This window comes from Streptacidiphilus sp. EB103A (assembly GCF_041261405.1).
In the GTDB taxonomy this organism is placed as follows: Bacteria; Actinomycetota; Actinomycetes; order Streptomycetales; family Streptomycetaceae; genus Streptacidiphilus.
In genome coordinates this window covers 331,928-348,157 of the sequence record NZ_JBGCAQ010000005.1, presented here as the reverse complement: position 1 = coordinate 348,157, position 16,230 = coordinate 331,928, and the positions used below count along the sequence as shown (strand labels likewise).

Annotated in this window: 18 protein-coding genes; 16 read left to right on the top strand and 2 right to left on the bottom strand. The window is 71.9% G+C overall.

What is annotated here, in order from left to right:
* Positions 1–22: 22 nt before the first annotated feature.
* The 12 genes from ABH941_RS10800 (at position 23) to ABH941_RS10745 (ending at position 8,900) form a co-directional block, all read left to right on the top strand.
* Positions 23–445, top strand: a complete 423-nt coding sequence (locus ABH941_RS10800) for a heme-binding protein (RefSeq protein WP_370128585.1) — start codon at positions 23–25, stop codon at positions 443–445.
* Between the two features lie 117 nt (positions 446–562).
* Complete coding sequence (locus ABH941_RS10795; protein WP_370128583.1) at positions 563–859, top strand: acyl carrier protein; 297 nt, start codon at positions 563–565, stop codon at positions 857–859.
* A gap of 26 nt (positions 860–885) precedes the next feature.
* Positions 886–1,341 (top strand): acyl-CoA thioesterase, encoded by a 456-nt coding sequence (locus tag ABH941_RS10790; RefSeq protein WP_370128581.1) that lies wholly within the window; start codon positions 886–888, stop codon positions 1,339–1,341.
* A complete protein-coding gene (locus tag ABH941_RS10785; RefSeq protein ID WP_370128579.1) occupies positions 1,338–2,504 on the top strand; it encodes a beta-ketoacyl synthase N-terminal-like domain-containing protein in 1,167 nt (388 codons plus the stop codon). The genes ABH941_RS10790 and ABH941_RS10785 overlap by 4 nt, the downstream gene beginning before the upstream one ends.
* Positions 2,501–3,577 carry an NAD-dependent epimerase/dehydratase family protein gene (locus ABH941_RS10780; RefSeq protein WP_370128577.1) on the top strand — a complete coding sequence of 359 codons (1,077 nt, stop codon included), beginning with the start codon at positions 2,501–2,503 and terminating at the stop codon, positions 3,575–3,577. The genes ABH941_RS10785 and ABH941_RS10780 overlap by 4 nt, the downstream gene beginning before the upstream one ends.
* On the top strand, positions 3,574–3,978 hold the full coding sequence (locus ABH941_RS10775; protein ID WP_370128575.1) for a hypothetical protein: 405 nt from the start codon (positions 3,574–3,576) through the stop codon (positions 3,976–3,978). The genes ABH941_RS10780 and ABH941_RS10775 overlap by 4 nt, the downstream gene beginning before the upstream one ends.
* On the top strand, positions 3,971–4,741 hold the full coding sequence (locus tag ABH941_RS10770) for an SDR family NAD(P)-dependent oxidoreductase (RefSeq protein ID WP_370128573.1): 771 nt from the start codon (positions 3,971–3,973) through the stop codon (positions 4,739–4,741). Before ABH941_RS10775 ends, ABH941_RS10770 begins: the two co-directional genes overlap by 8 nt.
* A 37-nt stretch (positions 4,742–4,778) precedes the next feature.
* Positions 4,779–5,630, top strand: a complete 852-nt coding sequence (locus ABH941_RS10765; protein WP_370128571.1) for an enoyl-ACP reductase — start codon at positions 4,779–4,781, stop codon at positions 5,628–5,630.
* Entirely contained in the window at positions 5,623–6,003 is a 381-nt protein-coding gene (locus ABH941_RS10760) for a hypothetical protein (RefSeq protein ID WP_370128569.1), read from the top strand. Before ABH941_RS10765 ends, ABH941_RS10760 begins: the two co-directional genes overlap by 8 nt.
* A gap of 8 nt (positions 6,004–6,011) precedes the next feature.
* On the top strand, positions 6,012–6,761 hold the full coding sequence (locus ABH941_RS10755; RefSeq protein WP_370128567.1) for a hypothetical protein: 750 nt from the start codon (positions 6,012–6,014) through the stop codon (positions 6,759–6,761).
* Positions 6,758–8,152, top strand: a complete 1,395-nt coding sequence (locus ABH941_RS10750; RefSeq protein ID WP_370128565.1) for a class I adenylate-forming enzyme family protein — start codon at positions 6,758–6,760, stop codon at positions 8,150–8,152. Before ABH941_RS10755 ends, ABH941_RS10750 begins: the two co-directional genes overlap by 4 nt.
* Before the next feature lie 55 nt (positions 8,153–8,207).
* Entirely contained in the window at positions 8,208–8,900 is a 693-nt protein-coding gene (locus ABH941_RS10745) for an L-threonylcarbamoyladenylate synthase (RefSeq protein ID WP_370128563.1), read from the top strand.
* Between the two features lie 92 nt (positions 8,901–8,992).
* On the opposite strand, the gene ABH941_RS10740 is transcribed toward ABH941_RS10745, so the two are convergent.
* Positions 8,993–9,616 carry a ScbR family autoregulator-binding transcription factor gene (locus tag ABH941_RS10740; RefSeq protein WP_370128561.1) on the bottom strand — a complete coding sequence of 208 codons (624 nt, stop codon included), beginning with the start codon at positions 9,614–9,616 and terminating at the stop codon, positions 8,993–8,995.
* Between the two features lie 132 nt (positions 9,617–9,748).
* Positions 9,749–10,699: an ornithine cyclodeaminase family protein gene (locus tag ABH941_RS10735; RefSeq protein ID WP_370128559.1), complete on the bottom strand. Its 951-nt coding sequence runs from the start codon at positions 10,697–10,699 to the stop codon at positions 9,749–9,751.
* 212 nt (positions 10,700–10,911) lie between these two features.
* Between ABH941_RS10735 and ABH941_RS10730 the strand changes: the two genes are divergently transcribed.
* The 4 genes from ABH941_RS10730 (at position 10,912) to glpK (ending at position 16,163) form a co-directional block, all read left to right on the top strand.
* Positions 10,912–12,681, top strand: coding sequence for an ABC transporter ATP-binding protein (locus tag ABH941_RS10730; RefSeq protein ID WP_370128557.1), 1,770 nt, complete (start codon positions 10,912–10,914; stop codon positions 12,679–12,681).
* A gap of 138 nt (positions 12,682–12,819) precedes the next feature.
* Positions 12,820–13,584: an IclR family transcriptional regulator gene (locus tag ABH941_RS10725; RefSeq protein ID WP_133996131.1), complete on the top strand. Its 765-nt coding sequence runs from the start codon at positions 12,820–12,822 to the stop codon at positions 13,582–13,584.
* 240 nt (positions 13,585–13,824) lie between these two features.
* Positions 13,825–14,535, top strand: coding sequence for an MIP/aquaporin family protein (locus ABH941_RS10720; RefSeq protein ID WP_370128554.1), 711 nt, complete (start codon positions 13,825–13,827; stop codon positions 14,533–14,535).
* A gap of 95 nt (positions 14,536–14,630) precedes the next feature.
* A complete protein-coding gene (glpK, locus tag ABH941_RS10715) occupies positions 14,631–16,163 on the top strand; it encodes a glycerol kinase GlpK (protein ID WP_370128552.1) in 1,533 nt (510 codons plus the stop codon).
* Positions 16,164–16,230 lie beyond the last annotated feature (67 nt).

Below are 16,230 nucleotides of genomic sequence, written 5' to 3'. Positions count from 1 at the left end.
CTCCACCGAAAGGCACACCATCATGGCCGACATCCGCCAGCGCGCCGCCATCACCAACTCCCTCGCCCAGAAGATCCTGGCCGCCGCCCTCAAGGCCGCGGAGGAACTGGGCATCCCCTCCTCCGTGGCCGTGGCCGACGAGTCCGGGCACCTCAACGCCTTCGCCCGGATGGACGGAGCGGCCCTGCTCACCATCGACATCGCCCAGGACAAGGCCTACACGGCCGCGGGCTTCGGCCTGGCCACCGACGCCTGGCACGAGTTCATCAAGGGCGACGCGCCCCTGGCCGCCGGCGCCCCGACCGGCATCCGCCGGCTGATCGTCTTCGGCGGCGGCCTCCCCATCACGGTGGACGGCCAGCTGGTCGGCGGCATCGGCGTCAGCGGAGGCCACTGGTCCGACGACGTGAAGATCGCTCAGGCCGGGCTCGCCGTCCTCGACTGAACCGCACGGGGCGAGCCCTGTGCACGGGAACGGATCCGCCGGCCCTCCCACGCCGACGGATCCGCGTCCCGACCCTTCCCCGCACCCCTCTCCGACAGCCGAAGGAAACCGATCGACATGACAGTCGCCGCGAACGACACCACCAGCGAAGCCATCAGCGCCCACCTGAAGACCTTCATCGTGGACGCGCTCTTCATCGACATCGATCCCGCCGCCATCGCGGACGACTCCCTCCTCGGCACCGAGATCGGCGTCGACTCGCTCGGCTTCGCCGAGCTCATGGCCCATCTGGAGGACGAGTACGCGATCACCGTCTCGGACGGCGAGTTCCTGCCCGAGAACTTCGCCACCGTCGAGCGCATCGTGCACCTGGTCCGCAGCAAGCTCTCCGGCTCCGCGCCGCAGGCCGGCTGACACCACTTCAGCAGGGGGAGCAACGAATGATCGTCAATCTGGAACACTCGGTCCTCGACGCCGAGGTGGACGAGTTCGACGTGGTCCACTTCTCCAACTACGTCCGCTGGTACGGCGCGGCGCTCAAGGAGTTCCTTGCCCGCTACAGCGAGCCCGCCGGATTCTTCGGGGACGGTGTGGAGGTCCGGGTCGCCAGGGTTCGCGCCTCCTACAGCAACTCCGCCCGACGCGACGACGTCGTGTCGGTCTCCATCCGCCGGGTGGAGAACCTCGGCCGCTCCCTGCGGCTGTACTTCAGGGCCGAGGCCAACGGCGAACTGCTGGCCCGGGCCGAACTGAACCTGGTGTTCGTCCGCACCGAACCGTACGGCCTGGTGCGGGTGCCGGCGGCGCTGGCCGCCCGGCTGGCCGCGGACCAGGCCGAGAAGACCGCCGCCGAGCACGAGCTCGCCGAACAGCCGACGGTCGGGAGCGCGGCGTGAACGCCGCGACCGGGCCCCTGACCCGGCCCCAGGTCGCCGTGGCGGCCGCGGGCGCGGTGACCTGCCTGGGCGGGTCCGTCGAGGCGACCTGGGAGGGACTGCTCGCAGGCCGCAGCGGCCTGGGCCCGGTCGGGCTCTTCCCGGTCGAGGGGATCCGCAGCGCCATCGGCGGCGTCGTCGACGGGCTCCCCGGCCTGCGCGGCGGGGAGCGCCTCGTCCGGCTCGCGGTGCAGGCGCTCCGGCCCGCCCTGGCGCGGGCCGAACAGCAGGGCCTGACCCGGGACCAACTGCGCGACGCCTGGGTCGTGCTGGGCGTGAGCCTCGGGGACATCTTCGAACAGGGCGGCCCCGATGTGGAGCTCGACCACTTCTGGGAGGACATCGCCCGGGAACTGGGCCTCACCGGTCCGGTCGTCCCGCTGAGTTCGGCCTGTTCCTCGGGCACGGACGCCGTGGCCTACGGGGCGGAACTGATCGCGACCGGAATCGCCGACGTGGTGCTGGCCGTGGGCCTGGACTCGCTGGAGCCCAACAAGTTCTCCGGCCACGCCGGACTGAAGACCATGTCCCCGGACCGCTGCCGCCCCTATGACGCGGAGTCCGACGGCACCACCCTCGCCGAGGCCGCCTGTTGCCTCGTGCTGGCCGGCGAAGGGCTGGTGGCCGGTGCCGGTCGGCCGCTCGGCTGGGTCAGGGGGTGGGCGGCGAGCACCGACGTGGACTCGCTGACCTCGCCCGACATGTCGGGTCGCAATGCCTCGCGCATGATCGGCGAGGCGCTGGCGATGGCCGGGGGCAGCGTCGGCCAGGTCGGATACCTCAACGGCCACGGCTCCGGAACTCCCGTCAACGACGAGATGGAGGCGGCCGTGTACCGGGCCGCCTTCCCCGCGGGCGACGTCCCGGTCTCGGCCACCAAGGGCGCCCTGGGCCACACCCTCGGCGCCACCGGCACGGTCGAGGCGCTGGCGACCCTGCTCGCCCTGCGCGACCGGACCGTCCCGCCGACCGCCGGGCTGCGCGGCACCCATCCGCGCTGGGACGGCATCCCGGTGGTGATCGACCGTCAGGTATCGCTGGACGAACGCCCGTTGGGCGTCAGCGTCACCTATGGATTCGGCGGGGCCAACTCCTGCCTGGTGCTGAGCGGCGGTGCCCGATGACCCGCACCGCCGTGATCACCGGCGCCGGCGGGCTGGTCGGCTCCGAACTCACCGCGGCCCTGCTGCCGCACTTCGACCGGGTGCTCGCGCTGACCCGGGGCGAACCGGACCTGCCCGGTCTGCGGGCCGCCGTCGCCTCGGCCCGGCCGGCCACCGATCCCGGGGAGCTCCGCCTGGAGCGGCTGGACGCGCTGCGCGCCGACGCGATCACCGAAGCGAGTCTCGCCGCGCACGGCGCCGGCACGGTGGCCCAGGTCTGGAACGTCGCGGCCGAGCTCTCCTACGACAGCCGACGGCTGCGCGAGACGGTGGACGCCAACACGGCGGCGCCGCTGCGGCTGCTGGAGCTCTGCCGTCCGAAGGAACGATTCTTCCAGGTGTCGACGGTCGGCGTCACCGGCCCCGGACAGCGCGGACTGCGACGGGTCGTCAGAGAGGAACCACTCTGGGAGATCGACGCGGTGAACCCCTATGTCGCCTCCAAGCTCTTCGCCGAACACCTGCTGAAGGCCCGGGGGGAGCAGCTCGGGCACCCGGTCAGCTGCCTGCGGATCGGCTCCGTCCTCGGGCCGAGGAACCGGGCGACCGGGCGCCGCAACAAGGCCGGCTACTTCACCCTCGCCGAGATGGCCACCCGTGCGCTGCGCACCGGACGGCCGCTCTCGCTCGACATCGACCCGGACGGCACCCCGCCGCTGGCCCACGTCGAGGAACTGGCCGGGGCCTGCGCGGAACTCGCCCGGCGAGCGGCCGCCGGCGCCGCCGTCCACACCCACTACCACCTCGGCGACCAGCAGCTCAGCAATATTCGGGCGGTCGAGGCCGTCAACGCCGAACTGGGCCAGGAGGTCCTGCGGATCGGCGCTCCCGTCACCGCGCTGGACCGGGCCCACGCCACGGTCAACGGCGACAACCTCGCCTTCATGGACTGCGCGTTCCGCTTCGACCGCACCGTGCTGGAATCCCATCTGCCCGCTGCCGCCGCACCACGTGTCGACGCGCCGTCCTACGCGGGCTTCCTGGCCCGCGAGGTGCGCGCCGGAAGCGTCCGAAGCCCGAGGAGGGCGGTATGAGCAGCCCGTACACGGAGACGGCGGCACCCTGTGTGCTCGGCGCTCCACTGACGCTGGACCCGGTGCCCGACGGGACCGGCGGCTGCTCGGCCGAGCTGGAGCTCGACCCCGGCTGGCCGATCTTCGCCGAGCACTTCCCCGGCCGGCCGATGCTGCCCGGATCGCTCACCGCCCACCTGATGGCCACCGTGGCGGCGGCCGTGCCCGGGGCGGAGCCGGGACCACGACCCGCCTCGCTGCGCGGGGTCCGGTTCCAGGCTCCGCTGGTGCCGCCCGCCCGGATCCGGGTGACCGCGGCTCCGGACCCGGCCCACGGGGACACCGTGCGGTGCCTCGTCCTGCTGCTCGGACCCGCCGGGGACACCGTCGCGGCTCGTGGAGAGGTGGTCCGACATGGCTGAGCCGACCGCTGCCGGTCCCCCGGCATCCGATGCTCCCGGGACACGCCCGGTCGCCATCGTCACCGGCGGCGCCCGCGGCATCGGCCGCGCCGTTGTCGAGCAGCTGGTGGGATCCGGATTCGACGTCGAGTTCACCTATCTGACGTCGAGTGATCCGGCCGAGAAGCTGGTCGCGGCGATGGGCGGAAGGGCCCGCGCCTCCCGGGTGGACGGACGCGACCCCGACCAGGTCGCCCGGTTCGTCACCGACGTCGCCGGCCGCGGCCGGCTGCAGGCGCTGGTCAACAACCAGGGCCTGACCGTGGACCGGCTGGTCTCCAAGGTGACCTGGACCGATCTGGAGGATCTGCTCGACTCCAACGTCGGCAGCGCGGTGACCTTCACCCACGCCGTCCTTCCGCACCTGATGCGCGGACGCCGGGGCGACGTGGTCTTCGTCTCGTCCCAGGCCCGGCGCAACGCCCGGGTCGGGAACACGATGTACGGCGTCTCCAAGGCGGCCCTCACCCGTTACGCCGCCAACCTCGCCCTGGAGGGCGCCAGGTTCAATGTGCTGGCCAACGTGGTCGAACCCGGCTTCGTGGAGACCGACCTGACCCGAAGCGTCCTGGAGGGCGCGGCCCGGCAGAAGTACCTGCTGGAGATCCCGCTGCGCCGGCTCACCCGGCCGCGGGACGTCGCCGAGGTCGTCGCGGCTCTGCTGCTGCGCCGCCCGTCCCTGGTCGGCGCCGTGATCCCGGTCGCCGGAGGGGCACAGCTGTGAGCGTCCGACCGCGATCGTCCGACGAGGGGAAGCAGAGATGACCACCGCAGAACAGACCGCGGCCGTCCGGTCGACCGGACTGCTCGCAGGCCGCCGCGGGCTGGTGCTCGGTGTGGTGAACCAGCGCTCCATCGCCTGGGGAATCGCCGAGCGACTGGCCGCGGAGGGCGCCGAACTGGGGTTCACCTACCGGAGCAGATCGGCCGGGCTGTGGCTGGAGCGGGCCACGCCCCGGCTCGGCGGCGACCCCTGGCTCGGCCGCTGCGACGTCACCGACGACGCCGAACTGGCCGGACTCGGAACCGACTTCGCCCGCAGCGCGGCGGCCGGCGCGGACTCCGCCCCGAAGATCGACTTCATTGTGCACGCCGTCGCCCACGGCAACCGGGAGGAGCTCGCCGGCGGGCTGGCCGCGACCAGCCGCAAGGGGTTCACCGAGTGCATGGAGTCCTCGGTGTACTCGCTGATCGGGGTCGTCCAGGCGCTTCGCCCCCATCTGTCGGAGCGGGCGAGCATCCTCACCCTCTCCTACCTCGGATCCGAGCGGGTGTGCCACGGCTACAACGTGCTGGGGGTGGCGAAGGCCGCGCTGGAGTCCTCCGCACGCTACCTGGCCGCCGAACTCGGTCCGCACGGAACCAGAGTGAACGTCCTGTCGGCCGGGCCGATGCGGACCCTGGCCACCTTCGGCCTGCCCAACTTCTCGGCGTCGCTGGCCCAGCGTGCGGAACGGAGTCCGCTGGGACGGTCCATCAACACGGCGGACGTCGCCGGAACCGCACTGTACCTGCTGAGCGACCTGTCGTCGGGCGTGACCGGGGAGACCGTGTACGTCGACGCGGGCTACCACATCATGGGCACCTGGCCGGGTGATCCCGGCGATGAGTGAACGCGACGAGCCGGGGACCGGCTGGTTCCTGGGGCTGTGCGGTCCGCTCGCGCTGGGGGCGGACGGCGACGGCACCGCGTCGGCGCGGTACCTCCCACCGCCGGGCTGTCCGGCGGACGCCGGAGCGGCGCTGGCCCTGGAGGCCCTGCACCAGATCGCCTGCCGACTGGCCGCCGCCGAACGCGGGGTGGACCGCTGCGTGCCCGCCCGGCTGGTGGAGTACCGCCCGGCCGCTGCGGATACCGGTGCCGCAGGGTCCGGGGTGCTCCGGGCCAGGATCCTGCGATCCGGGCGCCTCTCGACGGTGGAGGCCTCGCTCGAGCTCGGCTCCACGACCGCTCACGCAACCCTCTGCACCCAGGAAGTGAGGTGAAGGTGACCATGAGCGCACTCGTCTTCAGCGGCGTGCCCGGCGTCTACCGGCTGGACCGGATCGCGGTGCTCGCCACCCCGGGCCGGTCGGACGCGGTACGCACCGCCGTGCCGGGAACGCCGGTCACCGAGGTGCCGCCGGCCACGCTCCGGGCACGACTCGACCCGGCGTCACGTCTGGCCGAGCTGGCGGCGACCGCGCTCACCGCGGAGCACCCGCTCACCGGCGATCCCGGCCGGCGGGGGGTCTTCGTCGCCTCCCGCCGCGGGAACCAGGAGTCGGTCCGTCGTTTCGCCGGGTCGCTGTCGAGCGGCAGGCGCAGCCCCGTCACCTTCTCGGTGGCCGGGTACAACATCGTCGCGCAGAGCGTGGCCAGGGCGCTGCCCGCGAACGGACCCTCGGTGGTGCTGGCCGGCCGGCGGGCGAGCCTCGACGGCGCGCTGCTGCTCGGTGCGCTGCGGCTCTGCTCCCGGGCGATCGACACCGCCGTGGTGGGCGTGTGCAGTTGGGAGCCGGGCGGCGACGGCGTGCTGAGCGGGGAGGGTGTGAGCGTGATGGTCACCCTGGTCCGGGCGGCCGCACTGCCGGAGGCCGAGGAGCCGCAACGGATCGACCCACGGGCCTCCTTCGCCGCCGTCCCGGCCGGGCCGCCCGGGCGGGACGGGCTCTCCTCCGAGGACGCCGCCGCGCTGCGCCGGATCCGCTCGGCCCCGGGCGATGCCGCGCCGGGCCGGACCGTCCTGACCGGTGTGCGATGACGGCCCACTGGATCCACCCCGACGCCGAGCTGGTCGAGCACCGGGACGGCCGGACCCGCACCCTGGGCAGCGCCGACCTGCTGGAACTGGTCCGGCTGCGTGCCGAGGAGTGGAACCGGCTCGACCTCACCCCCGGCGCGCGCGTGATCGTGGCCACCGGCAGCCGCCTCGGCACCCTGCTGGACGTCGCCGCCGCCTGGGAGGCCGGGCTGGTCCCGGTTCTGCTCTCCGACTCGCTGGCGCCGGAGAGTTGTCGCATCCTCAGCGCGCACACCGCTGCCGCCGCCGTCCGGGCGACTCCCGCGGCGGCCCGGAGCTGGGCCGGCGCGGCCGCACGAACCGTCGGCAGGGATCCGGGGGCGGTGCTGCTCGACCTCCGGGGTCACCGGGCGCTCCCGGAGCAGCCCGAACCCGACCCGTTGGGCGAACCGGCTCTCGTGCTGGCCACCTCCGGCAGCACCGGCCTGCCCAAGGCGGTCGTGCACCGCCGGTCGAGCCTGCTGCGCAACGCCGCGATGCACTGGTCGAGCGTCGGCGAGCCCGAGCCGGGCGAGCGCTATCTGCTCTCCCAGTCCCTCTACTTCTCCTCCGCGTTCGTCTGCGGCGTGCTGGGCGTACTCGCCAGGGGTATGCAACTCTCGCTGCTGGAACCGCCGTTCTCGGTGGCGGCGTGGCGCGACGCGGCCGCGCACAGCGAGGTCACCCACACCGCGCTCACGCCGCATCTGCTGCTGCGCATCCTCTCCGCCGGGTCGGGCATGCCGGGCAGTCTCCGTCAGGTCACCGTCGGGGGCGACCGGCTGGGGCGCACCGCCGCCGGTGAGCTGCGCCGCAGCGGTGTGCGGGAGGTCTTCGCCACCTACGGACTCACCGAGGCGGGTCCCCGGGTCGCCACCAACCATCTCGACGGGGACCCCGACGGTTGGGACACGCTCGGCGAACCCCTGCCGGGCGTGCGACTACGGCTGGCGGATCGCTCCGACGGACCGGGAGAACTCCTGGTCAGCACCCCCACGGCGCAGGCCGGCCGGTATCGGGACGGTGCGTTCAGTGCCTGGCCGGAGGGGGTCGACGTCCCCACCGGCGACCTCGCTGAGCCGACCGCGGACGGCAGCGTCCGACTGGTCGGACGGGCGCGCCGGGTGGCCTCGGTCTCCGGCGAGAAGGTCTACCTCGGACTGGTCGAGCGCGTGCTCGCCGAACACCCCGCGGTGGGCGCGGTCCGGGTCGACACCGACCCGGACGGCCTGCTCGCGGCCCAGGTGCTGCCCCGGAACGGCATCGACCTCGACACGGCGGAACTGCGGCGGTGGTGCCGCGGGCGGCTCCGCGCCGTCGAGATCCCGCACCGGCTCACGGCCGTGAGCGCGGCCGTCCAACTGACCAAGTGACCCGCCCGCAGAGCCCGTAGAGCCCGCAGAACCCGTACAGAGAGCAGAGGATCCCATGAGCATCGCCGACTCGCCCGCCTCCACCGCGAAGCAGCCCAACGTCGTCAGCCCGACCCACCTCAACCTGCGGAAGGCCGCAGGACTGATCCGCAACGGCGGCGTGGTGGTGGCCCCGTCCGACACCAATCTGGCGCTCACCCTGGACCCCTGGAACCGCGCCGCGGTGGAGCGGGCCTTCGCCATCAAGCGCCGCCCGCCGACGTCCCCGCTCACCCTGTTCGTCCGCACCCCTCAGGAGTGGCGCGACTACACCGTCGTCCCCGATTCCCTGGTCGTCCCGGTGGAGCGGCTGACCGAGGCGTTCTGGCCCGGGCCCTTCAACATCATCCTGCCCCGCAACACCCGGGTCCCCGACCATCTGGTCTGCGGGGGCCCGACGGTGGCCATCGGCTGCCTGTCGAACCCGACCATGCAGAGCCTGCTGGAGCACACCGGCGGGCCGGTCGCGATGACCTCGGCCAACCTGTCGGGCCAGGCCGACGGGGTGCTGGTGGACCTGGACCTGGCCGTGGCACAGATCGGCGACTCGGTGGACATGGTCATCCGCGGCGGGAGCCAGGGGACGACGGCCTCCTCCACCATCGTCACGCTCGTCGACGACCGCTTCCGGATCCAGCGGGCCGGTGACATCACCGCGGACCAGGTGCGCGCGGCTCTGGGGGACCGGGCCGAGCTGCTGGCGGACTGAACTCTGCGCCGGGCCGACACGGTGACGGGGCGGGAGGACCTGGTCCTCCCGCCCCGTCACCGTGTCGGCCCGGCCATCGGGTTGACGGCTGTTCAGCCGACCGCGAGCCGGGAGCCCTCGAGCCGCAGCCCGGCCATGGCCTCCGGGACCAGCAGGCTCGGCAGCAGCAGCTCCCACAGCGAGGTGATCCGGCGACCGAGGTCCGCCCGGCCGCTGAGCACCTCGGAGATCAGCTGGATGCCGGTGAACATCCCGACCACGGCCTCGGCGGTGGAGTCGATGTCCACCTCCGCACGCAGCTGCCCGATCTCCCGCGCCTGCGCGAGAGGTCCGCGCACCGCCTCGATCCACTGCAGGTACGGCGTCGGGTCCGGACTGGAGAAGGAACCGTACTCGATCACCAGTCGTACCGCGCCGCGTGCCACCGGATCGGTGCGCAGCCCCTCCGCGAACATGTGCGACATGTCGATGAGCGCCTGAATCCCCGGGGCGGCGTCGAAGGCCCCCTCGGTCAGCAGGTGCGCCTGCTCCGCCACCACGGCCTTGGCCAGGTGCTCCTTGGAGGGGAAGTGGAAGTAGAGGGCGCCCTTGGTCACCCCGGCGGAAGCCAGGATCTGGGCCATGCTGGCGCTGGAGTACCCGTGTTCGGCGAAGACGGCGGCTGCGGCCTGGAGCACGGTCCACCTGGTCTGGATGGCTCTCTCCTGCTGTGCCATGATGCCGCCCTCTCCGTGGTAGTTGGCGTTGGAGCGGCCCATTAGAAAACCGCACGGTAGGTACATTACCCCATTGTTACTGGCCCATTACCCGAAGCGGAGGATATTCCTCGCCATCTCTCCCGGTCGTTTTCAGCCCCGCTCGCAGCGCTCCGCGAGAGTCTGCGCCAGCACGACCTCGGTCCCGGCCAGGCCGACCGAGCAGAACAGCGTCACCTGGTCGTCGGCGGTGCGGCCCGGGTGCGCGCCGGCCGCGGCCGCACCCAGTTCCACCGTCCGCGACGGGTCGAACAGCGAGCCGCCGTCCAGGGCGGCCAACTGCGCCCGGGAGTCCGTGCACACCAGGTCGGTCCGGGCCGACTCCAGCCGGACGGCGAGATCGAACGGCACCTCACTCCGCTCGGGACCCTTCGCCCCGAGGGTGTTCACATGGGTGCCGGGCGAGAGCCAGGACGCCTCGATCACGGGCACCGCACTGCTGGTCGCCAGGATCACCACATCGCGACCGAGCACCGCCTCCCTCGCGACCGACGCCACCCGCACCGGTATGCCGAAAGCGCGTTCGGCGCGAGCCGCGAAGAGCCGCGCACGACTCTGCCGGCGCGAGAACACCACCGCCTCGGCCAGTTCCCTGACCGAGCGGATCGCCCAGAGCTGCGCCCAGGCCTGGGTTCCCGCCCCGACCAGTCCGATGGTTCGCGCGTCGGGCCGTGCCCAGAGGTCCGCGGCGACCGCACCGATCGCCCCGGTCCGCCGCACCCCCAACTCATGACCGGTCACCAGTGCCCGCACCCTGCCACCGGCCGAGTCCCAGAGCGCCACCAGCTGCTCCGAGCCCGCATCGGGCCCGTAGACCCGGAAGCCGTGGCACTCACCCGCCAACTGTCCTGCGGTGAAGACCAGTCCACTCCCCCGCCCGAGTTCCGCCGCGAGTCGGGCCGGGGCGACCAGGGCGCCCTCGTGGTGGGCCACCAGGGCGCGACGGACCGCGGCGAGAGCGGTGGGTGCGTCGAGGTGGATCCGGACATCGGCGTCGGAGAGCAGCAACGGCGAGGTGCCCGACCGCCCGTACGGGAGCTTCATGGGAATGCACCCAACCACAGCCCCGCCGAAAACGCTTGGACTGCGCGGGCGCCGCCGCGGGACACTTCGGTTTCGGCCTCCCCGTATCCCGCGCGGGGGCTTACTTGGCATGCCCTGCGACCGGAGCGGTATCCGGCGGGCTGCCGCACCACACCACGGGGGGTGGGATGAAATCGCCCGGAACGCGCGACGATTCACCGCGCAGGGGCTCGATGCTCCTCGCACTTCGATATTACGGACGGGAGTTGGCCCGACTGCGGTGGCTGACGGGGCCCGCGATGCTGCTGCCGGCGCTGGGCAACGTCGGCATCAACTACATCGCACCGCTGGTCGTCGCCAAGCTCGTCGGCCGCATCGCCGACCATGGCAGCATCACCGTGGGCGCGACGCTGCCCTACGTCCTCGGCTTCGGCGGTGTGCTGCTGCTCTCGGAGGCGCTGTGGCGGGTGGGCCTGCACTGCCTGAACCGCCTCGACGCCCTCGGCATTGAGCACCTGTACGTGATCGGCATGGACGAGCTGTTCGCCAAGGACGCCTCCTTCTTCCACGAGAACTTCGCCGGGTCGCTGACCAAGCGGATCCTCAGCTTCGCCTCCCGCTTCGAGGAGTTCATCGACACGCTGACGTTCTCGGTGGTGGGCAGTCTGGTGCCGCTGATCTTCGGGTCGGTGGTGCTGTGGAGCTACCAGCCGCTGCTGGTCGTCGGCCTGCTGGCGATGATCGTGGTGACGGCGCTCTGCGTGCTGCCGCTGATCCGTCGCCGCCAGCGGCTGGTCGACCAGCGCGAGGAGGCGATCGCCCGGGTGTCGGGCCATGTCGCCGACAGCCTGATGAACATGGACACGGTCCGGGCCTTCGCCGCCGAGGAGCGCGAGGCCGCCGAGCACCGGTCCCGCGTCGCCCAGTCGCGCAAGCTCTCGCTGCGGTCCTGGGACTACGGCAACCTGCGCATCGACACACTGGTCGCACCGATGTCCGTGCTGACCAACGCGCTGGGCCTGCTGCTCGCGGTCGCTCTCGGCGGGGGCCGGCACGGCGTGGAGGCGGTCGTGGTCGCCTTCACCTACTACAGCAACGCGACGCGGATCATGTTCGAGTTCAACCAGATCTACCGGCGGCTGGAGAGCTCGATGACCGAGGCCGCGCAGTTCACCGAGCTGCTGCTGACGCAGCCGACCGTGCTCGACCCGCCGTCGCCGCAGGCGCTGCCGTCCCGGGGCGCCGACGTCCGCTTCGAGCACGTGACCTTCGCCCACGTCGGCGCCCGGCCGCTGTTCGAGGACCTGGACCTGGCGGTGCCGAGCGGGTCCAGGATCGGCCTGGTCGGCCGGTCCGGCGGGGGCAAGACCACGCTCACCCGGCTGCTGCTGCGGATGACCGACATCGACACCGGCCGGATCCTGATCGGGGGTCAGGACATCAGCCGGCTCCGCCAGGCCGACCTGCGGAGCCTGATCGCCTATGTGCCGCAGGACCCGGCGATGTTCCACCGCAGCCTGCGGGACAACATCGCCTTCGCCCGGCCGGACGCCACCGACGCCGAGATCCGCCGGGCGGCGGAGGCGGCGCATGTCACCGAGTTCGCCGACGCGCTGCCGGAGGGCTTCGACACCATGGTCGGCGAACGCGGCGTCAAGCTGTCCGGCGGACAGCGCCAGCGGGTCGCCCTGGCCCGGGCGATCCTGCGCGACGCTCCGATCCTGCTGCTCGACGAGGCGACCAGCGCCCTGGACTCGGAGAGCGAGCTCCTGGTCCAGGAGGCGCTGTGGCGGCTGATGGAGGGACGCACCGCGCTGGTGGTGGCGCACCGGCTGAGCACGGTCGCCACCATGGACCGGCTGGTCGTCCTCGATCGCGGACGGATCGTCGAGCAGGGCACCCACCAGGAACTGCTCGCCTCGGACGGGGCCTACGCGAAGCTGTGGCAGCACCAGTCGGGCGGGTTCCTGAACGACGACCCCGCCCGGGCCGACCTGCTCTGACCCTCCGGCGGCGGGCGTTTCACCGGGCCGATATGGAGTAGCGGCTGCCGGACTGGCACACTCTGGGAAGAAGAGTTAGCGGTCGACATACTCATAAGGTGTTCTACATTGTCGACCGTATCCCAGCGGAGGTGTGCGATGCCCGGCCCGATCCAGTCGCTCGAGCGCGCGGCGGCCATTCTGCGGCTGCTCGCCGGAGGCGAGCGCCGACTCGGCCTGTCCGAGGTGGCCGCCTCCCTGGGCCTGGCCAAGGGCACCGCGCACGGCATCCTGCGCACCCTCCAGGCGGAGGGCTTCGTCGAGCAGGACCTGGAGAGCGGCAAGTACCAGCTCGGCGCGGAGTTGCTGCGCCTGGGCCAGAGCTACCTGGATGTGCACGAATTGCGGGCGCGCGCCCTGGTCTGGGCGGACGACCTGGCCCGGGCCAGCGGCGAGACGGTCTACCTCGGAGTGCTGCACCAGCACGGTGTGCTGATCGTCCATCACGTCTTCCGGCCGGACGACAGCCGGCAGGTGCTGGAGGTGGGCAGCATGCAGCCGCTGCACAGCACGGCGCTGGGCAAGGTGCTGCTGGCGCACGACCCGGTGGCCCGCGGCGAGCTGGAGGAGTACCCGCCGGAGAGCTTCACCTCGCGGACGCTGGTGGACCTGGCCGCCATCGACGAGGAGTGCGCGCTGACGCGCGAACGCGGCTGGAGTGCGGCCGTCGAGGAGACCTGGGCGGGTGTGGCCTCGATCGGCGCGCTGATCCAGGACCGCCGCCGCAATCCTGTGGGTGCCGTATGTATCAGCGGCGCGGTCGAGCGGGTGTGCGAGGCCGGAGTGGTCCGTCCGGAACTGGTCGTCGCGGTGCGCGAGGCGGCCCGCGCCATCTCGCGTGACCTGGGCGCGGCCCGGTTCTGACCGGTCCCGTTCTGCCCATTCCAGCCGATTCCGAGCCGGGCCTTGGCCTGTCCATGCGCGGACAATTTGTCCGTATTCACTGGTGTTTTAACCGCTTTTTCACGAATGAGTGGCGGTCTTGACGTAATGCCGGACAGGGGGAAAACTGCCGCATGGCGGTCGACAATGTCGAACATTGTTCACGGCAGCCGCATCACAAGCCCTCTCCCACCCACAGGGGACACGGACAAAGGAGTCGTTGTGTCCAACGGCCACATCTTCGTAGGCGAGCTCATCGGCACTGCCCTGCTGATCCTGCTCGGCGGTGGCGTCTGCGCCGCCGTGACGCTCAAGAGATCCAAGGCGTTCGGCGCCGGCTGGGTCGCCATCGCCTTCGGCTGGGGCTTCGCCGTGATGATCGCGGCGTACGTCTCGATCCACCTCTCGGGCGCCCACCTCAACCCGGCGGTCACCCTGGCCGTCGCCATCAAGAGCGGCGACTGGAGCCACGTCCCGGTCTACCTCGCCGGACAGATCCTCGGCGCCATGCTCGGCGCGTTCCTGGTCTGGCTCACCTACCTCGGCCAGTTCCAGGCGAACGACGAGCCCACCCTGGGCATCTTCTCCACCAGCCCGGAGATCCGTAACCCCATACAGAACCTGGTCACCGAGATCATCGGCACCCTGGTGCTGTGCATCATGATCCTGGCCGAAGGCCTCACCCCGGGTCTGGGCCTGTCCGGCACCGGCGTGCTGATCACCGCCCTGGGCGTGGTCGGCATCGGCTTCTCGCTCGGCGGACCGACCGGTTACGCGATCAACCCGGTCCGCGACCTCGGCCCGCGTATCGTGCACTCGCTGCTGCCGATCCCCAAGAAGGGCGGCTCAGACTGGGGCTACGCCTGGATCCCGGTGGTCGGTCCGCTGGCCGGCGGCGCGCTCGCCGGCCTGCTGTACAACGCCGCTTTCTGATAGGCCGCTGTCCGAAACACCCGGCCGGGAGACCCCACCCCGCCGCACCACCCTGCCGCACCCCTGTCCGCACCCCGACCCAGAGGACCCAAGCCGTGACCACACTGTCCAATGGCGGCCAGTTCATCGCCGCGATCGACCAGGGCACCACCTCCAGCCGCTGCATCATCTTCGGCGCGGACGGCCGCATCGTCGCCGTCGACCAGCAGGAGCACAGCCAGATCTTCCCCCAGCCCGGCTGGGTGGAGCACGACGGCGCCGAGATCTGGACCCGGGTCCAGTCCGTGGTGGCCGGCGCGCTGGAGAAGGCCAACCTGACCAGGGCCGACATCCGCGCCATCGGGATCACCAACCAGCGCGAGACCACCATCCTGTGGGACCGGCACACCGGTGAGCCGGTCCACAACGCGCTGGTCTGGCAGGACACCCGGACCGAGGCGCTCTGCAAGGAGCTGGGCCGCAACGTCGGCCAGGACCGCTTCCGCCGCGAGACCGGGCTCCCGCTGGCCAGCTACTTCGCCGGCCCGAAGATCCGCTGGCTGCTGGACAACGTCGAGGGCCTGCGCGAGCGCGCCGAGGCCGGCGACGTCCTCTTCGGCACCATGGACAGCTGGGTCATCTGGAACCTGACCGGCGGCGTCAACGGCGGCGTGCACGTCACCGACGTCACCAACGCGTCCCGCACCATGCTGATGAACCTGGCCACCCTGGAATGGGACGCCAAGATCCTGGAGTCGATGGGCGTCCCGGCGGCGGTGCTGCCGGAGATCCGCTCCTCCGCCGAGGTGTACGGACACGCGGTGGGCGTGCTGGAGGGCGTCCCGGTCGCGTCCGCGCTGGGCGACCAGCAGGCCGCGCTGTTCGGGCAGACCTGCTTCGACGAGGGCGAGGCCAAGAGCACCTACGGCACCGGCACCTTCCTGCTGCTCAACACCGGCGAGAAGGCCGTCAACTCCTACCACGGGTTGCTGACCACGGTCGGCTACCGGATCGGCAAGGAGAAGCCGGTCTACGCCCTGGAGGGCTCCATCGCGGTCACCGGTTCGCTGGTGCAGTGGTTCCGCGACCAGCTGGGCATCATCTCCACCGCGGCCGAGATCGAGACCCTCGCCAACACCGTCCAGGACAACGGCGGCGCCTACATCGTCCCCGCGTTCTCGGGTCTGTTCGCACCGTACTGGCGCTCCGACGCCCGCGGCGTCATCACCGGCCTCACCCGCTATGTGACCAAGGGCCACCTGGCCCGCGCCGTCCTGGAGGCCACCGCCTGGCAGACCCGTGAGGTCGTCGACGCGATGGCCAAGGACTCCGGCGTCACGCTGACCGCGCTCAAGGTCGACGGCGGCATGACCAGCAACAACCTGCTGATGCAGAACATCGCGGACGTGCTGGACGCTCCGGTGGAGCGGCCCTTCGTGGCCGAGACCACCGCGCTGGGCGCGGCCTACGCGGCCGGCCTCGCGGTCGGCTTCTGGCCGGACCTGGACACCCTGCGGGCCAACTGGCACCGCGCCGCCGAGTGGACCCCGCGCATGGACGAGGCCACCCGCGACCGCGAGTACAAGAACTGGCTCAAGGCCGTGGAACGCACCATGGGCTGGATCGAAGAGGACCAGCCCTCGGCGTAGCAGTACCGGCACGGGTGGGACCCGGACCCACACCCCGGGTCCGGTCCCGCCCGTGCCGACAGCACCA

Excerpts from the sequence above, each read along its gene's own strand:
- ABH941_RS10765 (WP_370128571.1), top strand. The coding sequence starts at position 4,779 with ATGACCACCGCAGAACAGACCGCGGCCGTCCGGTCGACCGGACTGCTC.
- ABH941_RS10760 (WP_370128569.1), top strand. The coding sequence starts at position 5,623 with ATGAGTGAACGCGACGAGCCGGGGACCGGCTGGTTCCTGGGGCTGTGC.
- ABH941_RS10780 (WP_370128577.1), top strand. The coding sequence starts at position 2,501 with ATGACCCGCACCGCCGTGATCACCGGCGCCGGCGGGCTGGTCGGCTCC.
- ABH941_RS10755 (WP_370128567.1), top strand. The coding sequence starts at position 6,012 with ATGAGCGCACTCGTCTTCAGCGGCGTGCCCGGCGTCTACCGGCTGGAC.
- ABH941_RS10795 (WP_370128583.1), top strand. The coding sequence starts at position 563 with ATGACAGTCGCCGCGAACGACACCACCAGCGAAGCCATCAGCGCCCAC.
- ABH941_RS10735 (WP_370128559.1), bottom strand. The coding sequence starts at position 10,699 with ATGAAGCTCCCGTACGGGCGGTCGGGCACCTCGCCGTTGCTGCTCTCC.
- ABH941_RS10790 (WP_370128581.1), top strand. The coding sequence starts at position 886 with ATGATCGTCAATCTGGAACACTCGGTCCTCGACGCCGAGGTGGACGAG.
- ABH941_RS10725 (WP_133996131.1), top strand. The coding sequence starts at position 12,820 with ATGCCCGGCCCGATCCAGTCGCTCGAGCGCGCGGCGGCCATTCTGCGG.
- ABH941_RS10800 (WP_370128585.1), top strand. The coding sequence starts at position 23 with ATGGCCGACATCCGCCAGCGCGCCGCCATCACCAACTCCCTCGCCCAG.
- ABH941_RS10730 (WP_370128557.1), top strand. The coding sequence starts at position 10,912 with ATGCTCCTCGCACTTCGATATTACGGACGGGAGTTGGCCCGACTGCGG.
- ABH941_RS10750 (WP_370128565.1), top strand. The coding sequence starts at position 6,758 with ATGACGGCCCACTGGATCCACCCCGACGCCGAGCTGGTCGAGCACCGG.
- ABH941_RS10740 (WP_370128561.1), bottom strand. The coding sequence starts at position 9,616 with ATGGCACAGCAGGAGAGAGCCATCCAGACCAGGTGGACCGTGCTCCAG.
- ABH941_RS10745 (WP_370128563.1), top strand. The coding sequence starts at position 8,208 with ATGAGCATCGCCGACTCGCCCGCCTCCACCGCGAAGCAGCCCAACGTC.
- ABH941_RS10775 (WP_370128575.1), top strand. The coding sequence starts at position 3,574 with ATGAGCAGCCCGTACACGGAGACGGCGGCACCCTGTGTGCTCGGCGCT.
- ABH941_RS10770 (WP_370128573.1), top strand. The coding sequence starts at position 3,971 with ATGGCTGAGCCGACCGCTGCCGGTCCCCCGGCATCCGATGCTCCCGGG.